Origin of the sequence: Streptomyces sp. NPDC102259, from assembly GCF_044766465.1 — a bacterium.
Lineage (GTDB): Bacteria > Actinomycetota > Actinomycetes > Streptomycetales > Streptomycetaceae > Streptomyces.
In genome coordinates this window covers 1-16,643 of record NZ_JBIWMA010000027.1, presented here as the reverse complement: position 1 = coordinate 16,643, position 16,643 = coordinate 1, and the positions used below count along the sequence as shown (strand labels likewise).

16 protein-coding genes and 4 pseudogenes are annotated in these 16,643 nt (G+C 71.1%); 9 read left to right on the top strand and 11 right to left on the bottom strand.

Translation table 11 applies throughout. The features are described 5' to 3' along the window. Positions 1 to 29: 29 nt before the first annotated feature. The gene (locus ACIRPU_RS37670; protein WP_403875626.1) at positions 30 to 1,748 is read right to left on the bottom strand and encodes a GAF domain-containing protein; all 1,719 of its coding nucleotides are present in this window, start codon (positions 1,746 to 1,748) and stop codon (positions 30 to 32) included. A 298-nt stretch (positions 1,749 to 2,046) separates the two neighbouring features. On the opposite strand from ACIRPU_RS37670, the pseudogene ACIRPU_RS37665 reads away from it, so the two are divergent. After that, positions 2,047 to 2,285: pseudogene (locus tag ACIRPU_RS37665) on the top strand (hypothetical protein); the annotation flags it as partial. A gap of 436 nt (positions 2,286 to 2,721) precedes the next feature. On the opposite strand, the gene ACIRPU_RS37660 reads toward ACIRPU_RS37665, so the two are convergent. The 9 genes and pseudogenes from ACIRPU_RS37660 to ACIRPU_RS37620 all read right to left on the bottom strand — a co-directional run bounded on the left by ACIRPU_RS37660 (position 2,722) and on the right by ACIRPU_RS37620 (position 10,775). Continuing rightward, positions 2,722 to 3,162, bottom strand: a complete 441-nt coding sequence (locus ACIRPU_RS37660) for a pyridoxamine 5'-phosphate oxidase family protein (protein ID WP_403875623.1) — start codon at positions 3,160 to 3,162, stop codon at positions 2,722 to 2,724. 113 nt (positions 3,163 to 3,275) lie between these two features. Next, entirely contained in the window at positions 3,276 to 3,950 is a 675-nt protein-coding gene (locus tag ACIRPU_RS37655; RefSeq protein ID WP_403875619.1) for a helix-turn-helix domain-containing protein, read from the bottom strand. A gap of 19 nt (positions 3,951 to 3,969) precedes the next feature. Then, entirely contained in the window at positions 3,970 to 5,040 is a 1,071-nt protein-coding gene (locus ACIRPU_RS37650; protein WP_403875616.1) for a zinc-dependent alcohol dehydrogenase family protein, read from the bottom strand. A 64-nt stretch (positions 5,041 to 5,104) separates the two neighbouring features. After that, positions 5,105 to 5,251 (bottom strand): hypothetical protein, encoded by a 147-nt coding sequence (locus tag ACIRPU_RS37645; RefSeq protein WP_403875862.1) that lies wholly within the window; start codon positions 5,249 to 5,251, stop codon positions 5,105 to 5,107. A gap of 33 nt (positions 5,252 to 5,284) precedes the next feature. After that, positions 5,285 to 6,919: pseudogene (locus ACIRPU_RS37640) on the bottom strand (phosphoketolase); the annotation flags it as partial. A 225-nt stretch (positions 6,920 to 7,144) separates the two neighbouring features. Next, positions 7,145 to 8,017 carry a universal stress protein gene (locus ACIRPU_RS37635; RefSeq protein WP_403875613.1) on the bottom strand — a complete coding sequence of 291 codons (873 nt, stop codon included), beginning with the start codon at positions 8,015 to 8,017 and terminating at the stop codon, positions 7,145 to 7,147. Positions 8,018 to 8,022: 5 nt separating this feature from the next. Then, on the bottom strand, positions 8,023 to 9,045 hold the full coding sequence (locus ACIRPU_RS37630) for a zinc-dependent alcohol dehydrogenase (RefSeq protein ID WP_403875610.1): 1,023 nt from the start codon (positions 9,043 to 9,045) through the stop codon (positions 8,023 to 8,025). Positions 9,046 to 9,090: 45 nt separating this feature from the next. Further along, positions 9,091 to 9,996 carry a universal stress protein gene (locus ACIRPU_RS37625; RefSeq protein WP_403875607.1) on the bottom strand — a complete coding sequence of 302 codons (906 nt, stop codon included), beginning with the start codon at positions 9,994 to 9,996 and terminating at the stop codon, positions 9,091 to 9,093. A 149-nt stretch (positions 9,997 to 10,145) separates the two neighbouring features. Next, entirely contained in the window at positions 10,146 to 10,775 is a 630-nt protein-coding gene (locus tag ACIRPU_RS37620; RefSeq protein ID WP_403875604.1) for a hypothetical protein, read from the bottom strand. A gap of 230 nt (positions 10,776 to 11,005) precedes the next feature. Here ACIRPU_RS37620 and ACIRPU_RS37615 point away from each other — a divergent pair, with 230 nt between their 5' ends. The 6 genes and pseudogenes from ACIRPU_RS37615 to ACIRPU_RS37590 all read left to right on the top strand — a co-directional run. Continuing rightward, on the top strand, positions 11,006 to 11,401 hold the full coding sequence (locus tag ACIRPU_RS37615; protein ID WP_403875601.1) for a SulP family inorganic anion transporter: 396 nt from the start codon (positions 11,006 to 11,008) through the stop codon (positions 11,399 to 11,401). Continuing rightward, positions 11,353 to 11,499 carry a hypothetical protein gene (locus ACIRPU_RS37610; protein ID WP_403875859.1) on the top strand — a complete coding sequence of 49 codons (147 nt, stop codon included), beginning with the start codon at positions 11,353 to 11,355 and terminating at the stop codon, positions 11,497 to 11,499. Before ACIRPU_RS37615 ends, ACIRPU_RS37610 begins: the two co-directional genes overlap by 49 nt. A 232-nt stretch (positions 11,500 to 11,731) precedes the next feature. Next, positions 11,732 to 12,196, top strand: coding sequence for a Crp/Fnr family transcriptional regulator (locus ACIRPU_RS37605; RefSeq protein ID WP_403875598.1), 465 nt, complete (start codon positions 11,732 to 11,734; stop codon positions 12,194 to 12,196). A 35-nt stretch (positions 12,197 to 12,231) separates the two neighbouring features. Continuing rightward, entirely contained in the window at positions 12,232 to 12,891 is a 660-nt protein-coding gene (locus ACIRPU_RS37600) for a CBS domain-containing protein (protein WP_403875595.1), read from the top strand. Between the two features lie 101 nt (positions 12,892 to 12,992). Continuing rightward, on the top strand, positions 12,993 to 13,697 hold the full coding sequence (locus ACIRPU_RS37595; protein WP_403875592.1) for a response regulator: 705 nt from the start codon (positions 12,993 to 12,995) through the stop codon (positions 13,695 to 13,697). Between the two features lie 145 nt (positions 13,698 to 13,842). Next, positions 13,843 to 14,147: pseudogene (locus tag ACIRPU_RS37590) on the top strand (transposase); the annotation flags it as partial. Here the strand turns inward: ACIRPU_RS37590 and ACIRPU_RS37585 are convergent. Next, positions 14,144 to 14,494, bottom strand: a complete 351-nt coding sequence (locus ACIRPU_RS37585) for a hypothetical protein (protein WP_403875589.1) — start codon at positions 14,492 to 14,494, stop codon at positions 14,144 to 14,146. The pseudogene ACIRPU_RS37590 and the gene ACIRPU_RS37585 sit on opposite strands and share 4 nt — an antisense overlap. Before the next feature lie 184 nt (positions 14,495 to 14,678). Here ACIRPU_RS37585 and ACIRPU_RS37580 point away from each other — a divergent pair, with 184 nt between their 5' ends. Both ACIRPU_RS37580 and ACIRPU_RS37575 read left to right on the top strand, forming a co-directional pair. After that, on the top strand, positions 14,679 to 15,599 hold the full coding sequence (locus tag ACIRPU_RS37580; RefSeq protein WP_403875586.1) for a LysR family transcriptional regulator: 921 nt from the start codon (positions 14,679 to 14,681) through the stop codon (positions 15,597 to 15,599). Between the two features lie 11 nt (positions 15,600 to 15,610). Then, positions 15,611 to 15,964, top strand: a pseudogene (locus tag ACIRPU_RS37575) (zinc-binding dehydrogenase); the annotation flags it as partial. Between the last annotated feature and the right edge of the window lie 679 nt (positions 15,965 to 16,643).

Genomic DNA, 16,643 nt, shown 5'->3' with positions numbered 1-16,643 from the left:
CGAGCAGCCGGGTCCGCCGTGCACGCGCCCTAAGCCTTCCGCAACGGCACCCGCCAGCTCAGCACGGTCCCGCCGCCCTCGGGTTTCCCGACCTCCAGTCCGCCGCCCAATTGCTCGGCCCGCTCTGCCATGTTGCGCAGCCCGCTGCGGCGGCCGCCGGCCGGGATGCCCACACCGTTGTCGGTGACCGACAGGCGCACCTCGCGGCCGTCCGTGGCCAGGACCACGTCGGCACGACTCGCACGGGCGTGGCGGGCGATGTTGGTCAGTGCCTCGGAGAGCACCGCCACCACGTGGTCGGCGGTCTCCTTCGGCACGTCGGTGTCCAGCAGGCCCTCCATCCGCGCACTCGGGGCGAAACCCAGGACCGGTGCCGCCTCCCCCACGACCCGTACGGCGCGGGCCCGCAGACCGGCCTCCCCGGCGCCGTCGCGGGTGCGCAGTCCGAAGATCGTCGATCTGATGATCTTGATGGTCTCGTCGAGGTCGTCCACCGCGCGCGCCACGCGTTCGGAGGCCCCTTCGTGCTCGATGAAACGGCCGGCGCTCTGGAGGGTCATGCCAGTGGCGAACAGCCGCTGGATCGCCAGGTCGTGCAGGTCGCGGGCGATCCGGTCCCGGTCCTCCAGCACGGCGATCTGCTCGGCGTCCTCGCGGCGCTCCGCCAGTTCCATGGCGATGGCGGCCTGCGCGGCGAAAGCCTGCAACGTCTCGGTCTCCGTCGCCGAGAACGCCGGCCCGCCGGCCTCTCGTGCCAGCAGCACCACGCCTCGTGGACCCGCCTCGTCCGTGCCGATGGGCACGGCCACGGCGGGGCCGAGTCCACCGAACCGGGGAGGCTCGAGGGAGATCCGTTCGTCGTGGCCGACGTCGGCGCTGGTGACCGGAGCCGCGCCGGCGAAGGCCAGTCCCATCAGGCTCTTGTCCATGGACAGGACGAGCCCCCGGTGCGCCTCGGCGTCCATCCCGACGGCGATCTCCACAGCGAGCGCCCCGATGTCGCCCATGGGCAGTGCGACCGCGGTCAGGGCGGACTGGGTGATATCGCCCGCTCGCTCGGCGATCAGGCCGAGGACCTCGGTACGCGCACCGCCGGACATGAGGCTGTGGGTGATCTCCGCGTTCGCCCGCAGCCACCGCTCGCGCTGCCGGGACTCGGCGTACAGCCGGGCGTTGTCGATCGCGACTCCGGCCGCCACGGCCAGCGTCAGCGTGACCGAGATGTCGTCCTCGTCGAACTGGGCACCGCCCCGTTTCTCGGTCAGATACAGGTTTCCGAAGACCTGATCGCGCACCCGGATCGGGACGCCGAGGAAGGTGTTCATCGGCGGGTGGTGGGCCGGGAAGCCGTACGAGGCCGGGTGATCGGAGATCTTCGCCAGACGCAGCGGCTCCGGGTGACTGATCAGCTCGCCCAGGATGCCGTGGCCCTCCGGGTACGGGCCGATCTCGGCGATCTGCTCCTCGCTGACACCGACCGTATGGAAGGCGGACAGCCGCTTTCCGTCCGGACCGATCACGCCGAGCGCCGCGTATTCGGCGTCGACGAGCACCGCTGCCGCCTCCACGATGCTGCGAAGGGCCTGTTCCAGGTCCAGCTCGCGGCCGACCGCCAGTACCGCCTCCAGCAGGCTGTGCACCCGGTCGCGGGTGCCGCGGGCAGCGTCCAGCCGCGCCTGCAGCTCCTCCAGCAGCTCGTCCAGTCGCAGCTGCGGCAGCCGTACGCGGGCCTCCTCGGGGCTCACCACCTGTGTTCCTCCCAGGTCCCCTCAACGCTCGGACGCCCACCGGTCCGGTCATGTGCCACGTTAGTGCTCGGCCGGAGCGCGCGGTAACCGATCGGGCCGAGTGCACGGTGTTTCCCGCCTGGGCCGACCGGCCCCGCGGAGGGGCCCGACAGCCCCTGCCCCTCCCGTCCCGGCAGTCCGACGCTGGAGCTGTGTCCAGCCCGCGGACCCACGGAGGAGACCGGCGCCATGGTCCGTTACGTGTACGACTTCGCAGAGGGCCTGCGGCGGCACCCTCTCGACGACGGAGGTTCGCCCCCTGACCCGCCCCGACGAACCCGGCGCGACCGCCGGCCCCGCCGGCGCGCCGTTCGACATCGCCATCGCGGTGGACCGGCTGGTGACGAACGGGCTCAAGGCACTCGCCGACTACGAGGCGCTCGACCAGGAGCAGGTCGACCACATCGTGAGAAGGCGTCGGTCGCCGCCCTCGACCAGCACACGGCGCTCGCGATGCTCGCGGTGGAGGAGACCGGTCGCGGCGTCTTCGAGGACAAGGTCCATGTTTCGACGACCGTCAGGTCCGCGACCGCACTCTCCCGCGCCGGCGCGTGCACCGCGCCGCCCTCCACGGCGACGGTCACCACCGGCAGACCCGGCTGCCGCCGCCATGTCCGCGACGCGGCGCAACGAAGGACCGGTGCGGCCTCGTCGCGGTCCGGGACCGCGTACAGCGGACGAAGGGCGACGCCGTGCCTCTCGGCCTCCGCCGCGGCCCAGTCCGACGCCCGTACTGAGATCAAGGAGCCGTTCACTCCTACGGCTATGTGACGTGAGGTCATGGCTGTCCCCCTGTTGTGGGTATCTGCCCGGTGGAGGCGTCGCGTGCCATGGGCACCGGCCTCCTCGGACCATGCTGCTCGGGCTCCGAGGCCCGCGGCAGACGCCGAGCGGGCCCGCCCGAGTGCCGAACGGCCCTTGTGGCAAGGGCCGTTCAGAAGGGGAGGCGTACGCCGTACAGGGTGCGTCCGGCCGCGAGTTCGCGACCGGTGACCAGCTCCGGATCGATGCGTACGAAGATCTCCCGAGGCGCCGACACCCAGGAACGCGGTCCGGTGCGCAGCAGCCGTTCGTGCTCGGCGGGGTCGGTGATCAGGCCGGCGGCTCCGGTGACCACGACACTCCACCCGGAGTGTGTGGCCGCGTCGACCTCGTCGGCCTCGAAGGCGACCACCGCTCCGTCGATCGCGCGCACCAGTTCCGAGGCGGCCGAGGTGCGTATCAGCACGGCGTCGTCGCGGTCCAGGGCGAAGTTGACCGGCAGGACGGCCGGCAGCGCGTGCCGGGTGTACACGATGCGTCCCACGGGCACCTTGGCCAGCAGGCGTAGGCACTCCCGCCGGTCGAGTTCGCGGAATCCGTCGTTGGCGTCCATCTGCCTTCTCGTCTCTCACCTGGTGAATCCGGGCCGCGCTGGGCCGTCCTCAAGCCGTGAGGAGCCTGTGGCCAGGGACCTTCGGTGCCTGGCCGGCCTGAGAACGACCCCGTTCAGACCGTGATGCGGCGTCCCGTGACGGCGTACGGCTCGACGCGCACCCACACGTCACGCCGACCGCCCGCCCACGGTGTGCTGTAAGCCTGTCGCGCGAGCCGTCGCGCCTCGTCGACATCCGTCACCCTGCGCGCGTGCCCGCGTACCAGCACGCTCCAGCCCTGGCTGAAGGCGTCGTCGATGCGATCGATCTCGAAGGCGACCTCGCTGCCGACCCCCAGCGCCGGCGTCGCGCCGCTTGCGGTCCTGAAGACGATCGTGCCGTCGACGACGCTGTAGTTGACAGGGACGATCACCGGACCCTGGGCGGTGGACACCGCGAGCCTTCCGACACCGTGCGTCGAGAGCAGGTCGCCGCACTCGGTCCTGCTCAGCTCGGTGAACTCGGGTGAGTGCCCGGCCCGTCCGGGACCGGGCGGCAGGTCGGCGTCCCCTCCTGCGAGCGACAGGACCGTGGTCTCCAGGGCCCCCGCCAGTCTGAGCAGCGCGCCGTGGCTCGGTGAGGCGTCGGGATGTTCCTCCAGGTGCCTCAGGTAGCCGGGATCCATGCCTGCCCGGCCGGCCGTCTCCTCACGTGTCAGTCCGAGCTGGGTGCGGCGTGTGGCGAGCCGGCGGCCCAGATCTCCCGACGGTGCTCCCTCCGGCGCCTTCGCCGTGTGTTGTTCGGTCATGACCTGTCACGTCCTCTCGTCAGGCCGCCCGGACAGCGACCTCCTCGTGCGACTGCTCGCCGAGGACCACCTTGAGCGCGCCGGTGTCGGCGGCCCGCGCGAAGACGTCGTACGCCTCCTCCATGCGGTCCAGCGGGAAGGTGTGGGTGACCAGCTGCGCGGTGGGCAGCCTGCTCGCGGCTGCCATGCGCAGCAGGGTGGGCGTGGAGTGGGTGTCCACCAGACCCGTGGTGATGGTCACGTTCTTGATCCACAGGTCTTCCAGGTGCAGGGTGGCGGGCTTGCCGTGCACGCCGACGTTGGCGACGTGGCCGCCGGGCCGCACCACGCGGGTGCACAGCTCGAAGCTCTCCGGCACACCGACCGCCTCGATGGCCACGTCCGCGCCGACCCCGTCGGTGAGATCGGCGATCAGCAGCTCGGGGTCCTCGCGGGCATCGGCCACGGCATCGGCGCCGAGGCGTTTGGCCGCCTCCAGCCGGGACGCGGCCAGGTCGACGGCGACGATCCGCTCGGGTGCGAACAGGCGCGCGGTGGCGATCGCGGCGAGGCCGATGGGCCCGGCTCCGACGACGGCGACGGTGTCTCCCGGACGGACCCGTCCGTTGAGCACGCCCACCTCGTATGCGGTCGGGAAGATGTCCGCCAGCAGGACGGCGTCCTTGTTCTCCACCGCGCTGGGCAGGGCGTGCACCGACAGGTCGGCGAAGGGGACACGGACATACTCGGCCTGGGTCCCGTCGATCAGATGGCCGAGGATCCAGCCCCCGCCGCCCCGGCACTGGCCGTAGCTGCCCTCTCGGCAGAAGCGGCAGCGACCGCACGCGCTGATGCAGGAGACCAGCACACGGTCGCCCGGGCGGACGGTCCGGACGTCGCTGCCGACCTCGACGATCTCGCCGACCGCCTCGTGGCCCAGGACGGTCCCCGGACGCACCTCGGGCACGTCACCCTTGAGAATGTGCAGGTCCGTACCGCAGATGGTGACGGCGCCCACCCGCACGACGGCGTCGGTGGGCTCCTTGATGCCAGGGTCCGGGACCTCCTCCCAGGCGGACTGCCCGGGGCCGTGGAAGACGAAGCCTTTCATGTCGCTCCTCACCATCCCGTTGTTCGCGTGCCGAGTCGCCCTACACATCCAGCTTGTCTGGTGATCACCCGATCCGCTTGGGCCGTCCGGCCCACCTCGCGCGCCGGACGGTCCCTTCACGGCGGGTGCCCTCTTCGGCGCGGTCGAGGGCGGCGCGCAGGTAGGTGCGGCCGATGCGGCCGAAGCCGTTGATGCCGACGCGTACGGTCATGGCGGTGATTCCTCCCAGGCGGTGAGGCGCGGGTCAGCTGTTCCAGGTCCACTCGGCGACCTCGGGCAGGTCGGTGCCGTGTTCGCGGATCCAGGCCTGGTGCCGGGTGCGTGCGTCGGCCATCTGCTGGCGTACGGCGGCGGCGCGCACCGCGAGGCCGGGGACGCGGTCGATGACGTCCATGACGAGGCGGTAGCGGTCGAGGTCGTTGCGCACGACCATGTCGAACGGCGTGGTCGTGGTGCCGGACTCCTTGTAGCCGCGTACGTGCAGGTTGCGGTGGCCGGTGCGGCGGTAGGCGAGGCGGTGGATCAGCCAGGGGTAGCCGTGGTAGGCGAAGATCACCGGCTTGTCGGTGGTGAACAGGCCGTCGTACTCGAAGTCGCCCATCCCGTGCGGGTGTTCCTCACGCGGCAGTAGCCGGGTCATGTCGACGACGTTGACCACGCGGACGGCGAGGTCCCCCAGGTGCCGGCGCAGCAGCTGGGCGGCGGCGAGCACCTCCTGGGTGGGGACGTCGCCGGCGCAGGCCAGCACGACGTCCGGCTCACCGCCGTTCTCCGTGCCCGCCCACTCCCAGATCCCGGCGCCGCGGGCGCAGTGGGCGCGGGCCTCGTCCATGGACAGCCAGTCGAAGCACGGCTGCTTCCCGGCCACGATCACGTTCACGTAGTCCCGGCTGCGCAGGACGTGGTCGGCCACCGACAGCAGGGTGTTGGCGTCCGGCGGCAGGTAGACGCGTACGACGTCCGGGCTCTTGTTGAGGACGTGGTCGACGAAGCCGGGGTCCTGGTGGGAGAAGCCGTTGTGGTCCTGGCGCCAGACATGCGAGGTGAGCAGGTAGTTGAGGGAGGCGATGGGCGCGCGCCAGGCCAGCTCCCTCGACGTCTTGAGCCACTTGATGTGCTGGTTCACCATCGAGTCGACGATGTGGACGAACGCCTCGTAGCAGGAGAACAGTCCATGCCGGCCGGTCAGCACATACCCCTCCAGCCAGCCCTGGCAGGTGTGTTCGGAGAGGATCTCCATCACCCGGCCATGGTGTTCGAGGTGCTCGTCGACGGGCAGGTGTTCGGCCTGCCATGCCTTTCCGCTGACGTCGAAGACGGCCTGGAGCCGGTTGGAGGCGGTCTCGTCCGGGCCGACGAGGCGGAAGTCGCGGCGCCCGACCGTGCCCTTCATCACCCGGGCCAGGAGGTCTCCCAGGACGCGCGTCGGTTCGTGCAGGGTGGTGCCCGGCTTGTCGACGGGTACGGCGAAGTCGTCGAGCGGCGGGAGGGGCAGGTCCCGGACGAGCAGGCCGCCGTTGGCGTGCGGGGTGGCGCCGAGCCGCTTGGCGCCGTCGGGGACGCAGGCGAGGACGTCGGCGACAGGCCGTCCGTCCTCGCCGAAGAGCTCCTGGGGCCTGTACGAGCGCAGCCACGTCTCCAGCTGGCGAAGGTGCTCGGGGTTGTCCCGGGCCTGGGCCAGGGGGACCTGATGGGCGCGCCAGGTGCCCTCGACGGGTACGCCGTCCACCTCGGCGGGGCCGGTCCAGCCCTTCGGCGTGCGCAGCACGATCATGGGCCACTGCACGCGCTCGGTGACGCCGTCCTCGCGTGCGGTCCGCTGCATCACGGCGATCCGGTCCAGGGCGTCGTCCATCGCCGCCGCCATGGCCCGGTGCACCTAGAGGGCAGGACGCTCAAGCGGTTCGCCGGACATCGCAACCCGGGCGTGGCCGGGCCGGCTGAACACGTTCGCCCACCTGCTGTCGTTCGTGCCGTACCGCGAGGTGCCACCGTCGGTGCCGAAGCTCCCGGAGCGGTCCCCGTCGACCAGCTGCCGGCGACCGCCGCGGGATCAACGGGCCCATGTCCACGCGGCGAGCCTCCGAGCAGCCGGCCATCGCTCTCACATCCCCTCGGGTACGACCGCGACGGCGCAGCCGGCGTGGTGCAGCACCGCATGGGCCACGCGCCCCAGCTGGAGCCCGAGGTGTCCCTGGTTGCGGCGGGAGCCGACCACCAGCAGGTCGGCCTCGTGCGAGGCGTTCAGCAGAACCCTGCGGGCCGGGCCCTCGACCGTCAGCCGGTGCAGGTCCACGTCTGCGGGCGTCTCCTTCAGCGCCCTGTCCAGGGCCTCGACGGCGTGCTGTTCGTGCAGCCGCGCGGGTTCGCCGACGAGCAGGGGGTGGTCGGTGCTCTCGTGCGCGGGGCACCGCCAGGCCCGTACGGCGTCCAGGCTCGCATGGCGCAGCCCCGCCTCCCGGACGGCGAAGCGCAGCGCCGCGGAGTCCGCGCCCTGCTCCCCGACGCCCACGACCACGCGGCCGCGCGCACCCACACGGACCTGGTTGTCGTTGCCGGGACGCACCACGATCACCGGGCAGTCGGCGTGCGCGGCGACGCTCAGGCTCACCGACCCGAGCAGCATCTCCGCCAAGCCGCCGCGCCCTCGGGTGCCGAGCACCAGCGCGACGGCTCTGCGTCCCTCGCGAACGAGGGCGTACTCGGGCTCCTCCGGCAGCACGTCGGTGGAGATCTCGACGGCTGCCCGGCGCAGGCGGGCGCGTTCCGCGGCCACCCGCACGATGTCCTCGGCCCGCACCTGCTCGGACGGTTTGCCGATGTCCTCCGCGAGGGACTCGCCCTCGTAGCGCTCCCAGAGGGAGGCGTACACCACCCGCAGTGGGATCCCGCGCAGGGCGGCCTCGTCGGCCGCCCAGTCGACGGCCCGCAGGCTGGGCCCTGATCCGTCGACCCCGACGACGATCGGGAGGTCCATCGTCCTCACCGTCCCGCGTCGAGGTCGAACACGATGCGGGCCTTGACCTCGCCGCGCAGCACCTCGTCGATGCACTCGTTGACGGAGGCGAGCGGGCGGGCCTCGTAGACGACCTCGGTGCGGCCCGCGGCGTGCAGCTGGAAGACTTCGGCGAGGTCCTGCCGGGTGCCGACGATCGAGCCGATCACCGAGGTGCCGTTCAGGACGGTGTCGAAGATGGGCACGCGGACGGTCCCATGAGCGGGCAGGGCGACCATGACCAGCTTGCCGCCGCGTCGCAGTCCGGAGTTGACGGCTTCGAAGGCCGCGTCGTTCACCGCGAGGGCGATGGCGGCGTGGGCGCCGCCGTGCCGCTTGAGGACCTCGCCGACATTCTCCTTGCGGGCGTCGATGACGATGTCCGCACCGAGTTCGGCGGCCAGCCGGAGCTTGTCGTCGGTGACGTCGATCGCGGCCACGGTCGCACCGGCGATCTTCGCGTACTGCAGGGCCAGATGGCCGAGACCGCCGATGCCGGAGATCGCGACGAGCTGGGCGGGCCGGACGCCCGCGACCTTCAGCGCCTTGTACGTCGTGACGCCCGCGCAGGTCAGGGGAGCGGCTTCCAGGGCGGTGATGCCGTCGGGCACCGGCTGCGCGAAGTCCGCCCGGGCGAGCATCTTCTCGGCGTGTGCGCCGTCGCAGCCGTAGCCGGTGTTGATCTGCTGCTCGCACAGGGTTTCCCAGCCGGACAGGCAGTGCTCGCACCGCCCGCACGCCCGGCCGAGCCAGGGCACGGCGACCCGCTGCCCGACGGACAGGTGGGTCACGCCCTCGCCGAGCGCCTCCACCAGGCCGACGCCCTCGTGCCCCGGGACGAACGGCGGGTTCGGCTTGACCGGCCAGTCGCCGTGGGCCGCGTGGATGTCGGTGTGGCACAGCCCGGAGGCCTCCACCCGGACGCGGACCCGGCCGGGGCCGGGCTCCGGGTCGGGGCGTTCCTCGATGACCAGTGGCTCACCGAACGCTCGTACGACCGCTGCCTTCATGGTTCTCTTCTCCTCGCACGTGAGGGGACGTTGTCCGGGGGCGCGTCAGCCGTGGGGGACGACGGCGACGGGCGCGGTGGAGTGGTGCAGGACGGCATGCGTGACATGACCGATGTGCGCGCCGAAGGGGTTGCGGCGCATCCGCCGACCCACGACCACGAGGGAGGCCTCGCGTGCGGCCTCCACGACGTGGACGGCCGCGCTGCCGTAGCGGGACGCCTCGATGACCTCCACATCCGGGAACTTGCGCCGCCAGGGCCGCACCGCCTCGGCGAGAGCCTCGGCGTCCCCGAGGGCCAGTGCCTCGTGCAGCGCGGGATTGGCGGGCGTGCCGTACGCGTAGTACGGCGGCGGGTTCCAGCCGTGGACGACCCGCAGGGACGTCGCCCGGCGCCTGGCTGCGTCGAAGGCGAACTCGATCAGCGTCTCGTCCGGGTGCTCGACGTCGAGCCCGAGAACCACGGGCAGGAAGGGCGTCGCGACGGAAGGAACGCCGACCGGATCCGCCTCGTGCTCGTCGGCCGCCACTTCCAGGGCCCGCACCAGCACGACGGGACGGTCCGCGTGCGCGAGGGTGGACAGACCGACCGAGCCGACCATGGACCCGCCGAGCCCGCTGAGGCCGCGCGAGCCGAGGACGAGCAGTTCGGCGCTGTTCGCCGCCTCGGCCAGCGCCTCGGCAGGATGACCGGACACCTGCTCGGTGCGCACGTCGACGCCGGGGTGGCGCATCCGGAGACCTTGCGCGGCTTCCCGGGGGATCCTCTCGGTCCAGTGCTGCTGGGTCTCGGCTCCAAGGAGCGGCGCCTGGGCCATGGGCTCCGGCACCGGCTCCCACACGTGGACGATCTTCAGGGGCAGGCCGCGCAGCTTCGCTTCGCGGGCCGCCCATTCCGCGGCCGCCCGGCTCTCCCGCGAGCCGTCGAGACCTACGGTGATGCTGCGGAGCATGATCTCCACCTCCTGGGACAAGGGATCCGATTCCAGAGTCGTCTTCGAGCGGTTCCTCGTGCAGGGGCCACTGGTCCCGAATCCGGGCCGAGCGACCCCGTACGGCTCGGCGCGGCGGACCTGATGACCGGCAATCGCGTCGGCGTTGTTCAGCGCAGCCAGCTGTGGTCGCGGACGATGGGCAGCCTGGCCCAGAGCCTGCCCGCGCCCAGAGTGTCGTCGGCGGCGGCAGCGGCCACGACGATCAGGGCGACGGCGTAGATCAGGTGGTAGTCGACGAACGGATTCGTCGACATGCTCGCCGAACCGTCCGAGAGGTGCTTGGCCGGCGGCCACTCGGCGATCCACATCAGCGCCATCATCGCGGTCCCGGCGACGGCGGCGATCCGCAGCGCGACTCCCGCGATCAGGGCGAGGCCGATCCCGAGCAGACCGAGCATGAACAGCCAGTTCGCCCACGGATCGCCGGCCCAGGAGTGGAAGGTGGACTCCATCGGCCCGACGGCGACGGATCCGAGGAAGCCCTTCGTCGGCGACCCTCCGTCGATCCACCCCTTGCCGGATGGGGTGGCGTAGCCGAGGCCGAAGGTCTTGTCGAGGAAGGCCCAGAGGAAGACGAACCCGGTGAGCAGACGCAGGGACGCGAAGGCGTAGGCCCGCGGGGTGTGCGTGTCGGTGCGTGCCGACACGGCCGGCTCCGAGGCGGGGGCGGTCCGGTTCCTGCGTAACGAGGCAAGGTGGAAGCCGGAGCTCCGGTGCGGGTGCTCGTGAACGGCCATGGTGGTGGTTCCCTTCGGGGACGGTCGGGTCGTTGCCTGACGCGACTCACTCTGGTCCCGCACGTCGGCCGGCGCCGGATGCCGAAGGTCTGCGTCGGTGGGGCCGAACGGCCCTGTGTGCGGGGGCCGTTGGGCTCGATGCGGCGCTGCGGACGCGCCGGACCTGGCCAGAGGTCTCGGACCTGGTCACACAGCGGTGGATCACGAGGGCGGACGGCGGAAGGTGGCAGATGTCCAGGAGTTCGGCCAGGCGCGTCCCGGGGTGGCGCCGGCTGGTGCCCGGGCTCGCTACCCTCCTCGATTACCGGCGCGCGTGGCTCCCGGGTGATCTGCTCGCCGGGGTGACCGTGGCCGCGTACCTGGTACCGCAGGTCATGGCCTACGCGGGGGTGGCCGGGCTGCCCCGGTCACCGGTCTGCGGGCGACGGCCCCGGGCTCGACGCCGACCAGGTTTCCTCGCCCTGGGCGCGGCCAATCCCGGCGCCGGGGCACTGCACGGCTTTCCGGTGAGCAGCAGCGCCAGCGGCACCGCGCTGCCTCCTCGGCGGGCGTCCGGAGGCAGGCGTACTCACTGGTCGTGGGCACGGTGGCACGCGCCATGCTGCTCTTTCCGGGCCCGCTGCTGACGCGCACACCGTCCGCCGTGCTGGGCGCGCTCATCGTCTGTGCGGCGGTCCGCATGATCGATCTCGCGGGCGACTGCGTGTGTTCGGCGTCCCGGTAGGTGGGGTGCCGGCGGACCTTGGCCATGAAGGACTCCACAGCGGCCACTCGGGCCCGCCGGCGTTCCCGAAGGTCCCGACCCGGAAGGGCCGTGCAGCCCCAACTCGCCTTGGGGGCATTCAGCCGATCGATGCCGAAAGGCCCCGATCACTGGGCCACATGGCCCATGGTCCTCGCCGAGGGCCGAGCGCACGCTGGCACTACAAGTTCGTAGCCCGCAAGGGAGGCATGTCATGCTCGCCACCTCCACCCCCGACATGGTGCGCTCGCTGTCCGCCGAACACCGCGAGCGGCTCATGCGCTGCGCCCGCGAGGTCTCCGTCCCCCAGGGAACGCGACTGGTCGAAGAGGGCGAACGCGCCGACCGCTTCTGGATCATCCGCACCGGCATGGTCGAACTCGACATGCACGTGCCGGGCCGTCGGGCCGCCGTCATCGAGCGCCTCGGCCACAACGAGCTGGTCGGCTGGTCCTGGCTGTTTCCCCCGCACGCCTGGCAGATGGGCGCCGAGGCGATGACACCGGTACGGGCCTACGAGTTCGACGCCACGGCCGTCCGGTCCATGTGCCACGACGACCCGGCCCTGGGTAACGAGGTCGGCCAGTGGGTGGGCCGGGTCCTCGCCCACCGTCTGCGCTCCGCCAGGACCCGCCTCCTCGACCTGTACGCCCCTCACGGGGCCGGCAGCCTCATCTGACCCGGCCGATTCCGACGGATACCGAAGGAGAGGCCATGCACGGCACCCCGCACATCGTCAGTGATGTCATGACCCACACCGTCGCCGCGATCGGCCGAGGGGCGGCTTTCAAGGAGATCGTGCAGCTGATGCAGGACTGGAAGGTCAGCGCCCTGCCCGTCATCGAGGGCGAGAGCCGGGTCGTCGGTGTCGTCTCCGAAGCGGATCTCCTGCCCAAGGAGGAGTTCCGCGACAGTGACCCGGACCGGTACACCCAGCTGCGCCGTCTGTCCGACCTGGCGAAGGCCGGGGCCGTGACCGCGGGGGAACTCATGACCTCCCCCGCCCTCACCGTGCACCCGGACACCACGCTCGCCCAGGCCGCCCGGACCATGGCCCGCGCCAGGGTCAAGCGGCTTCCGGTGGTGGACGCCGTGGGCCTGCTGCAAGGCGTCGTCAGCCGGGCCGACCTGCTCAAGGTCTTCCTCCGCACCGACGACGAGATCGCCGAGGAGGTTCGGCGCGAGGTCGTGTCGTACCTCTTCCCCACCCCGGACTCGCGCGTACGCGTGGAGGTACTGGACGGCGTCGTGAACCTCGCCGGCCAGGTCCGCGACACCGCCTTGGTGCCGGTGGCGGCACGGCTGGTCCGCGGCGTAGAAGGGGTCGTGGATGTGGCGTTCGACCTCACACGGATGCCGCCCGTGCAGGAGTAGGGCCGGTCGGCCCTGGTGCATTCGACCCCGGCGCGTGATGATCGGAATCAGGGGCAGGTAGCGGTAGCGGTCTGTCCGCCGCCGGGGAACGAGGGGTCACCATGCCGGAGCAGCCACGCACCTTCAGCGAGCAGAACCCGATCCGGGTGTTCCTGCTGGACGACCACGAGGTCGTCCGCCGCGGCCTGGCAGACCTGCTCGAGTCCGAGCCGGACATCTCGGTGATCGGTGACGCGGGCACCGTCGACCACGCCCTCGCCCGGGGCCCCGCGCTGCGCCCCGACGTCGCCGTCCTGGACGTGCGGCTGCCGGACGGCGACGGGATCTCGGTCTGCCGGGAGCTGCGCAGCCAGATGCCGGACCTGGCGTGTCTGATGCTGACCTCGTTCGACGACGAGGAGGCCCTGCTCGACGCGATCATGGCCGGCGCCTCGGGGTACGTCCTCAAGCAGATCAAGGGATCCGACCTCGTCTCGGCGGTGCGCACGGTGGCCTCGGGCCAGTCGATGCTGGACCCGGCGACCACAGCCCGCCTGATGCGCTCGCTGCGGGCCGACCCGATGGACACCCCCGCCGTGCCGTCGGAGCTGGCGGGCCTGTCACCGCGCGAGAGGGACATCCTGGCCCTCATCGGCGAGGGTCTGACCAACCGCGAGATCGGCAGGAAGCTCTACCTTTCCGAGAAGACGGTCAAGAACCACGTCTCCCGCCTCCTGGCCAAGCTGGGCGTACAGCGCCGGGTACAGGCCGCGGTCCTCGCCTCCCACCTGGAGCAGCCGGAGGCGGGGGAACACCGGGCGAAGTGACGACGGGAAGTCCCAGCGAAGTCCGGCGGTCGGCCTCGGAACCTTGCTGTCCGGCACCATGACGGCCGCCGAGGTCCTGCGGACATGGCCGATCACCCGAAGGAGCGGCGACGGCAGCACCTTCCCGACCGCCCGGCCACCTGGCCACCTGGCCACCTGTGCCGGTCTCGCCCCGGCCACCCGGAACTCGGGGGCTCCTCGATCCGCGGCGAACAGCCTTCCCGGAGGGGAAACAAGCAGCTCAAGAGGGCCTTCTTCCTCTCCGCGTTCGCCGCCCTGGGCGATCCGGCATCGCGGGCCTACTACGACGGGAAGATCGTCCAGGGAAAGCACCACACCCGGGCCGTGCCCCGCCTCGCCAGACGCCGGACCGACGTCCTCTTCGCGACGCTCCGCGACGGAACCTTCTACGAACCGCAGCCCGTTCGGGCTGTCGCTCTGCAGACCTAGACCATGGTCAGGAGGTGATCCGTCGGTCCGTAGTCGATCTTCCAGTCGGCATAGACCCCGCAGAACCCATCCTTGATGCACCGCAGACCCACGGTCACCCAGCGGACGGATCCGTCGGCACCGAGCGAGAACGCGACCGCGGCCTCGAACTCCTCGCTCCCGCACGGGCAGCCGGCCGCACCGGGCTCGTCGTCCTCCCAGGACTCCTCGTTCCAGTACTCCTCGCTGTCCGCGATGAGCGCACGGCTGCCGCAGCCCGAACACTCTCGTTCCGCGCCGCACGCGTTGACCAGCACGAAGAACACATGACCGCCGCACCTCTCGCAGACGGAACGAGCGATCTTCACCGGGCGGCCGTCGCGGACAGGAACGTGGCGTCGAGGCCAAAAGGCATGACCGCGGTCATGGCCTACTCCCTGAATTCGGTCGAAGCGGGCCGGCGTTGGGTGTTCCTTTCGGCTCCGCATCTCGACGCCAGAAGCGCCCATTGTTAACAACGAGTGCATGGCATTCACTTATATAGTTACCGTCATGCAACTGGATTTGAATCTGCTCACCGCCCTGGACGCGCTGCTGGAAGAAGGCAGCGTGGCCGGGGCCGCGGCCCGGCTCCACGTCACCGCACCCGCGATGAGCCGCTCACTGGGCCGCATCCGCAAAGCCACCGGGGACCAGATCCTGGTCCGCACCGGACGCCACATGACGCCCACCCCCCGTGCGCTGGCCATGCGCACGGAGGTCCACGCCCTGGTACAGCAAGCTCACCAGTTGCTGTCCGCCCATACGGACCTCGACCTGGCGGGCCTGGAGCGGGTGTTCACCGTCCGCTGGCACGACGCCCTCACCACCGCCTGCGGGACCGCCCTCGTCGCCGCGGTGCACCGCCAGGCCCCAGGGGTGAAGATGCGTCTCACGGTCGAGCCCGGCCACGACACCCCTGAGCTGCGTCGCGGGGAGGTCGATGTGGCCTCAAGTGCCGACCCGCCGTCTCAGCCCGACATCCGTCACCGACTCATCGGCCAGGACAGGATCATTCTTGCTGTCCGGGCGGGTCATCCGCTCACCGAAGGGCCGGTGACCGTCGAGAGGTACGCGGCGGCCGATCACGTGACCGTCTCCCGGCGTGGAAGCCTGCTCGACCGGGTCGACGAGGTCGTCGCCGCCCTCGGCCACGAGCGCCGTGTCATCGTCTCCGCCCCTGCGACGGACACCGCGCTACAGCTCGCCCGTGACGCCGACGTCGTGGCCACCCTCCCCGACGCGGTCACCCGCTCTGCCCGCGACCAGCTGGGCCTGACCACGCTTCCGCTGCCATTCGACCTGCCGCCCGTACCTCTCTATCTGCTCTGGCACCAGCGTTACGACGACGACCCTGCCCACACCTGGCTGCTCAACCTGGCAACACAGACTCTCCAAGCCCTGTTCACCACCCCACACGGCCCTGATCATTAGCGACCCGCCGCGTTCCCACCACCTACGGTCCCGGTCTCGCGCAGCACCTCTCCGCTCTCGCTCCGCAAGGGGTCGACATCGCTCTCGACACCGCGGCCTGCGGATCCTTGGACGACCTCGTCGCGACCACGGGCGACCCGACGCGCGTCGCGACGGTCGCCGACCACGCAGCCGGGCAACGCCTGGGCACGCATGTGGTCAACGCGGAGAACGACTCAACCCTCCTGTCCGCAGCCGCGGAACTAGGCCGGCAAGGCCTCTACACACCCCGTATCGAACAGACCCATCCCCTGGAACGGATCGCTGACGCCCATGCGCACGCCGAGCGCGGACGCACACGCGGAAAGATCGTGATCTGCATCTGAAAGCGGGCCCGGGCTGGTGGGCGGTTCCGCCACCCGGCTCTGAGGCATCAGAAGCGCCGGCCCGCCAAGCGATGATCTTGGCGGGCCGGGCGGGGTGGGCGGGGTAGGCGACCACGTCGCGATCTCGGGATCCTCGGTGCGGCGCTGGGCGCGAACCTCGTAGTGGAGTTCCGAGGCCGCCAACAGCGTGTCGAGCTCACTCACACGGTCGCCGTCGGGTGATCGACCTGCCGATGACATGACCACCGGCCAGGACCTGCCCCCTTGCCGTGCGCCGGCCCCGCCCGACGCTTCGCCCCACCGAGTCGGCCGTGACATGCAGGCCCTCAGCGACTCGGCGTCCCCGCCGTCCTTCAAGTGCTCATCGAGCGCGGCGAGGAGACAACAGACTCAATTGCATGAGAGTCAACCCAGAAGTGCTTTACATGCACTTGAAGTTAATCATCGGTTCTTCTACTTTCAAGCTGCAGGCGCGAACGCAGCACCATTTCGCCTGGTCCGCTTGTTCACCCTCCTCAGATGGGAGCACCACCATGTCCGAGTCGATTCAGACGACCGAAGTTGCTGCGACCGCCGGCTCCTCGTCCGACGCCTACCTGCTCGCCCAGACCGCGATCGCCGTGCGTGAGGCGGGTTCGGCGCTGCGCGAGCGCTTCGGCGAGGTGGTCCGTTACCAGAG

Excerpts from the sequence above, each read along its gene's own strand:
- ACIRPU_RS37625 (WP_403875607.1), bottom strand. The coding sequence starts at position 9,996 with ATGCTCCGCAGCATCACCGTAGGTCTCGACGGCTCGCGGGAGAGCCGG.
- ACIRPU_RS37630 (WP_403875610.1), bottom strand. The coding sequence starts at position 9,045 with ATGAAGGCAGCGGTCGTACGAGCGTTCGGTGAGCCACTGGTCATCGAG.
- ACIRPU_RS37660 (WP_403875623.1), bottom strand. The coding sequence starts at position 3,162 with ATGGACGCCAACGACGGATTCCGCGAACTCGACCGGCGGGAGTGCCTA.
- ACIRPU_RS37595 (WP_403875592.1), top strand. The coding sequence starts at position 12,993 with ATGCCGGAGCAGCCACGCACCTTCAGCGAGCAGAACCCGATCCGGGTG.
- ACIRPU_RS37605 (WP_403875598.1), top strand. The coding sequence starts at position 11,732 with ATGCTCGCCACCTCCACCCCCGACATGGTGCGCTCGCTGTCCGCCGAA.
- ACIRPU_RS37620 (WP_403875604.1), bottom strand. The coding sequence starts at position 10,775 with ATGGCCGTTCACGAGCACCCGCACCGGAGCTCCGGCTTCCACCTTGCC.
- ACIRPU_RS37635 (WP_403875613.1), bottom strand. The coding sequence starts at position 8,017 with ATGGACCTCCCGATCGTCGTCGGGGTCGACGGATCAGGGCCCAGCCTG.
- ACIRPU_RS37600 (WP_403875595.1), top strand. The coding sequence starts at position 12,232 with ATGCACGGCACCCCGCACATCGTCAGTGATGTCATGACCCACACCGTC.
- ACIRPU_RS37580 (WP_403875586.1), top strand. The coding sequence starts at position 14,679 with ATGCAACTGGATTTGAATCTGCTCACCGCCCTGGACGCGCTGCTGGAA.
- ACIRPU_RS37650 (WP_403875616.1), bottom strand. The coding sequence starts at position 5,040 with ATGAAAGGCTTCGTCTTCCACGGCCCCGGGCAGTCCGCCTGGGAGGAG.
- ACIRPU_RS37655 (WP_403875619.1), bottom strand. The coding sequence starts at position 3,950 with ATGACCGAACAACACACGGCGAAGGCGCCGGAGGGAGCACCGTCGGGA.
- ACIRPU_RS37645 (WP_403875862.1), bottom strand. The coding sequence starts at position 5,251 with ATGACCGTACGCGTCGGCATCAACGGCTTCGGCCGCATCGGCCGCACC.
- ACIRPU_RS37615 (WP_403875601.1), top strand. The coding sequence starts at position 11,006 with ATGTCCAGGAGTTCGGCCAGGCGCGTCCCGGGGTGGCGCCGGCTGGTG.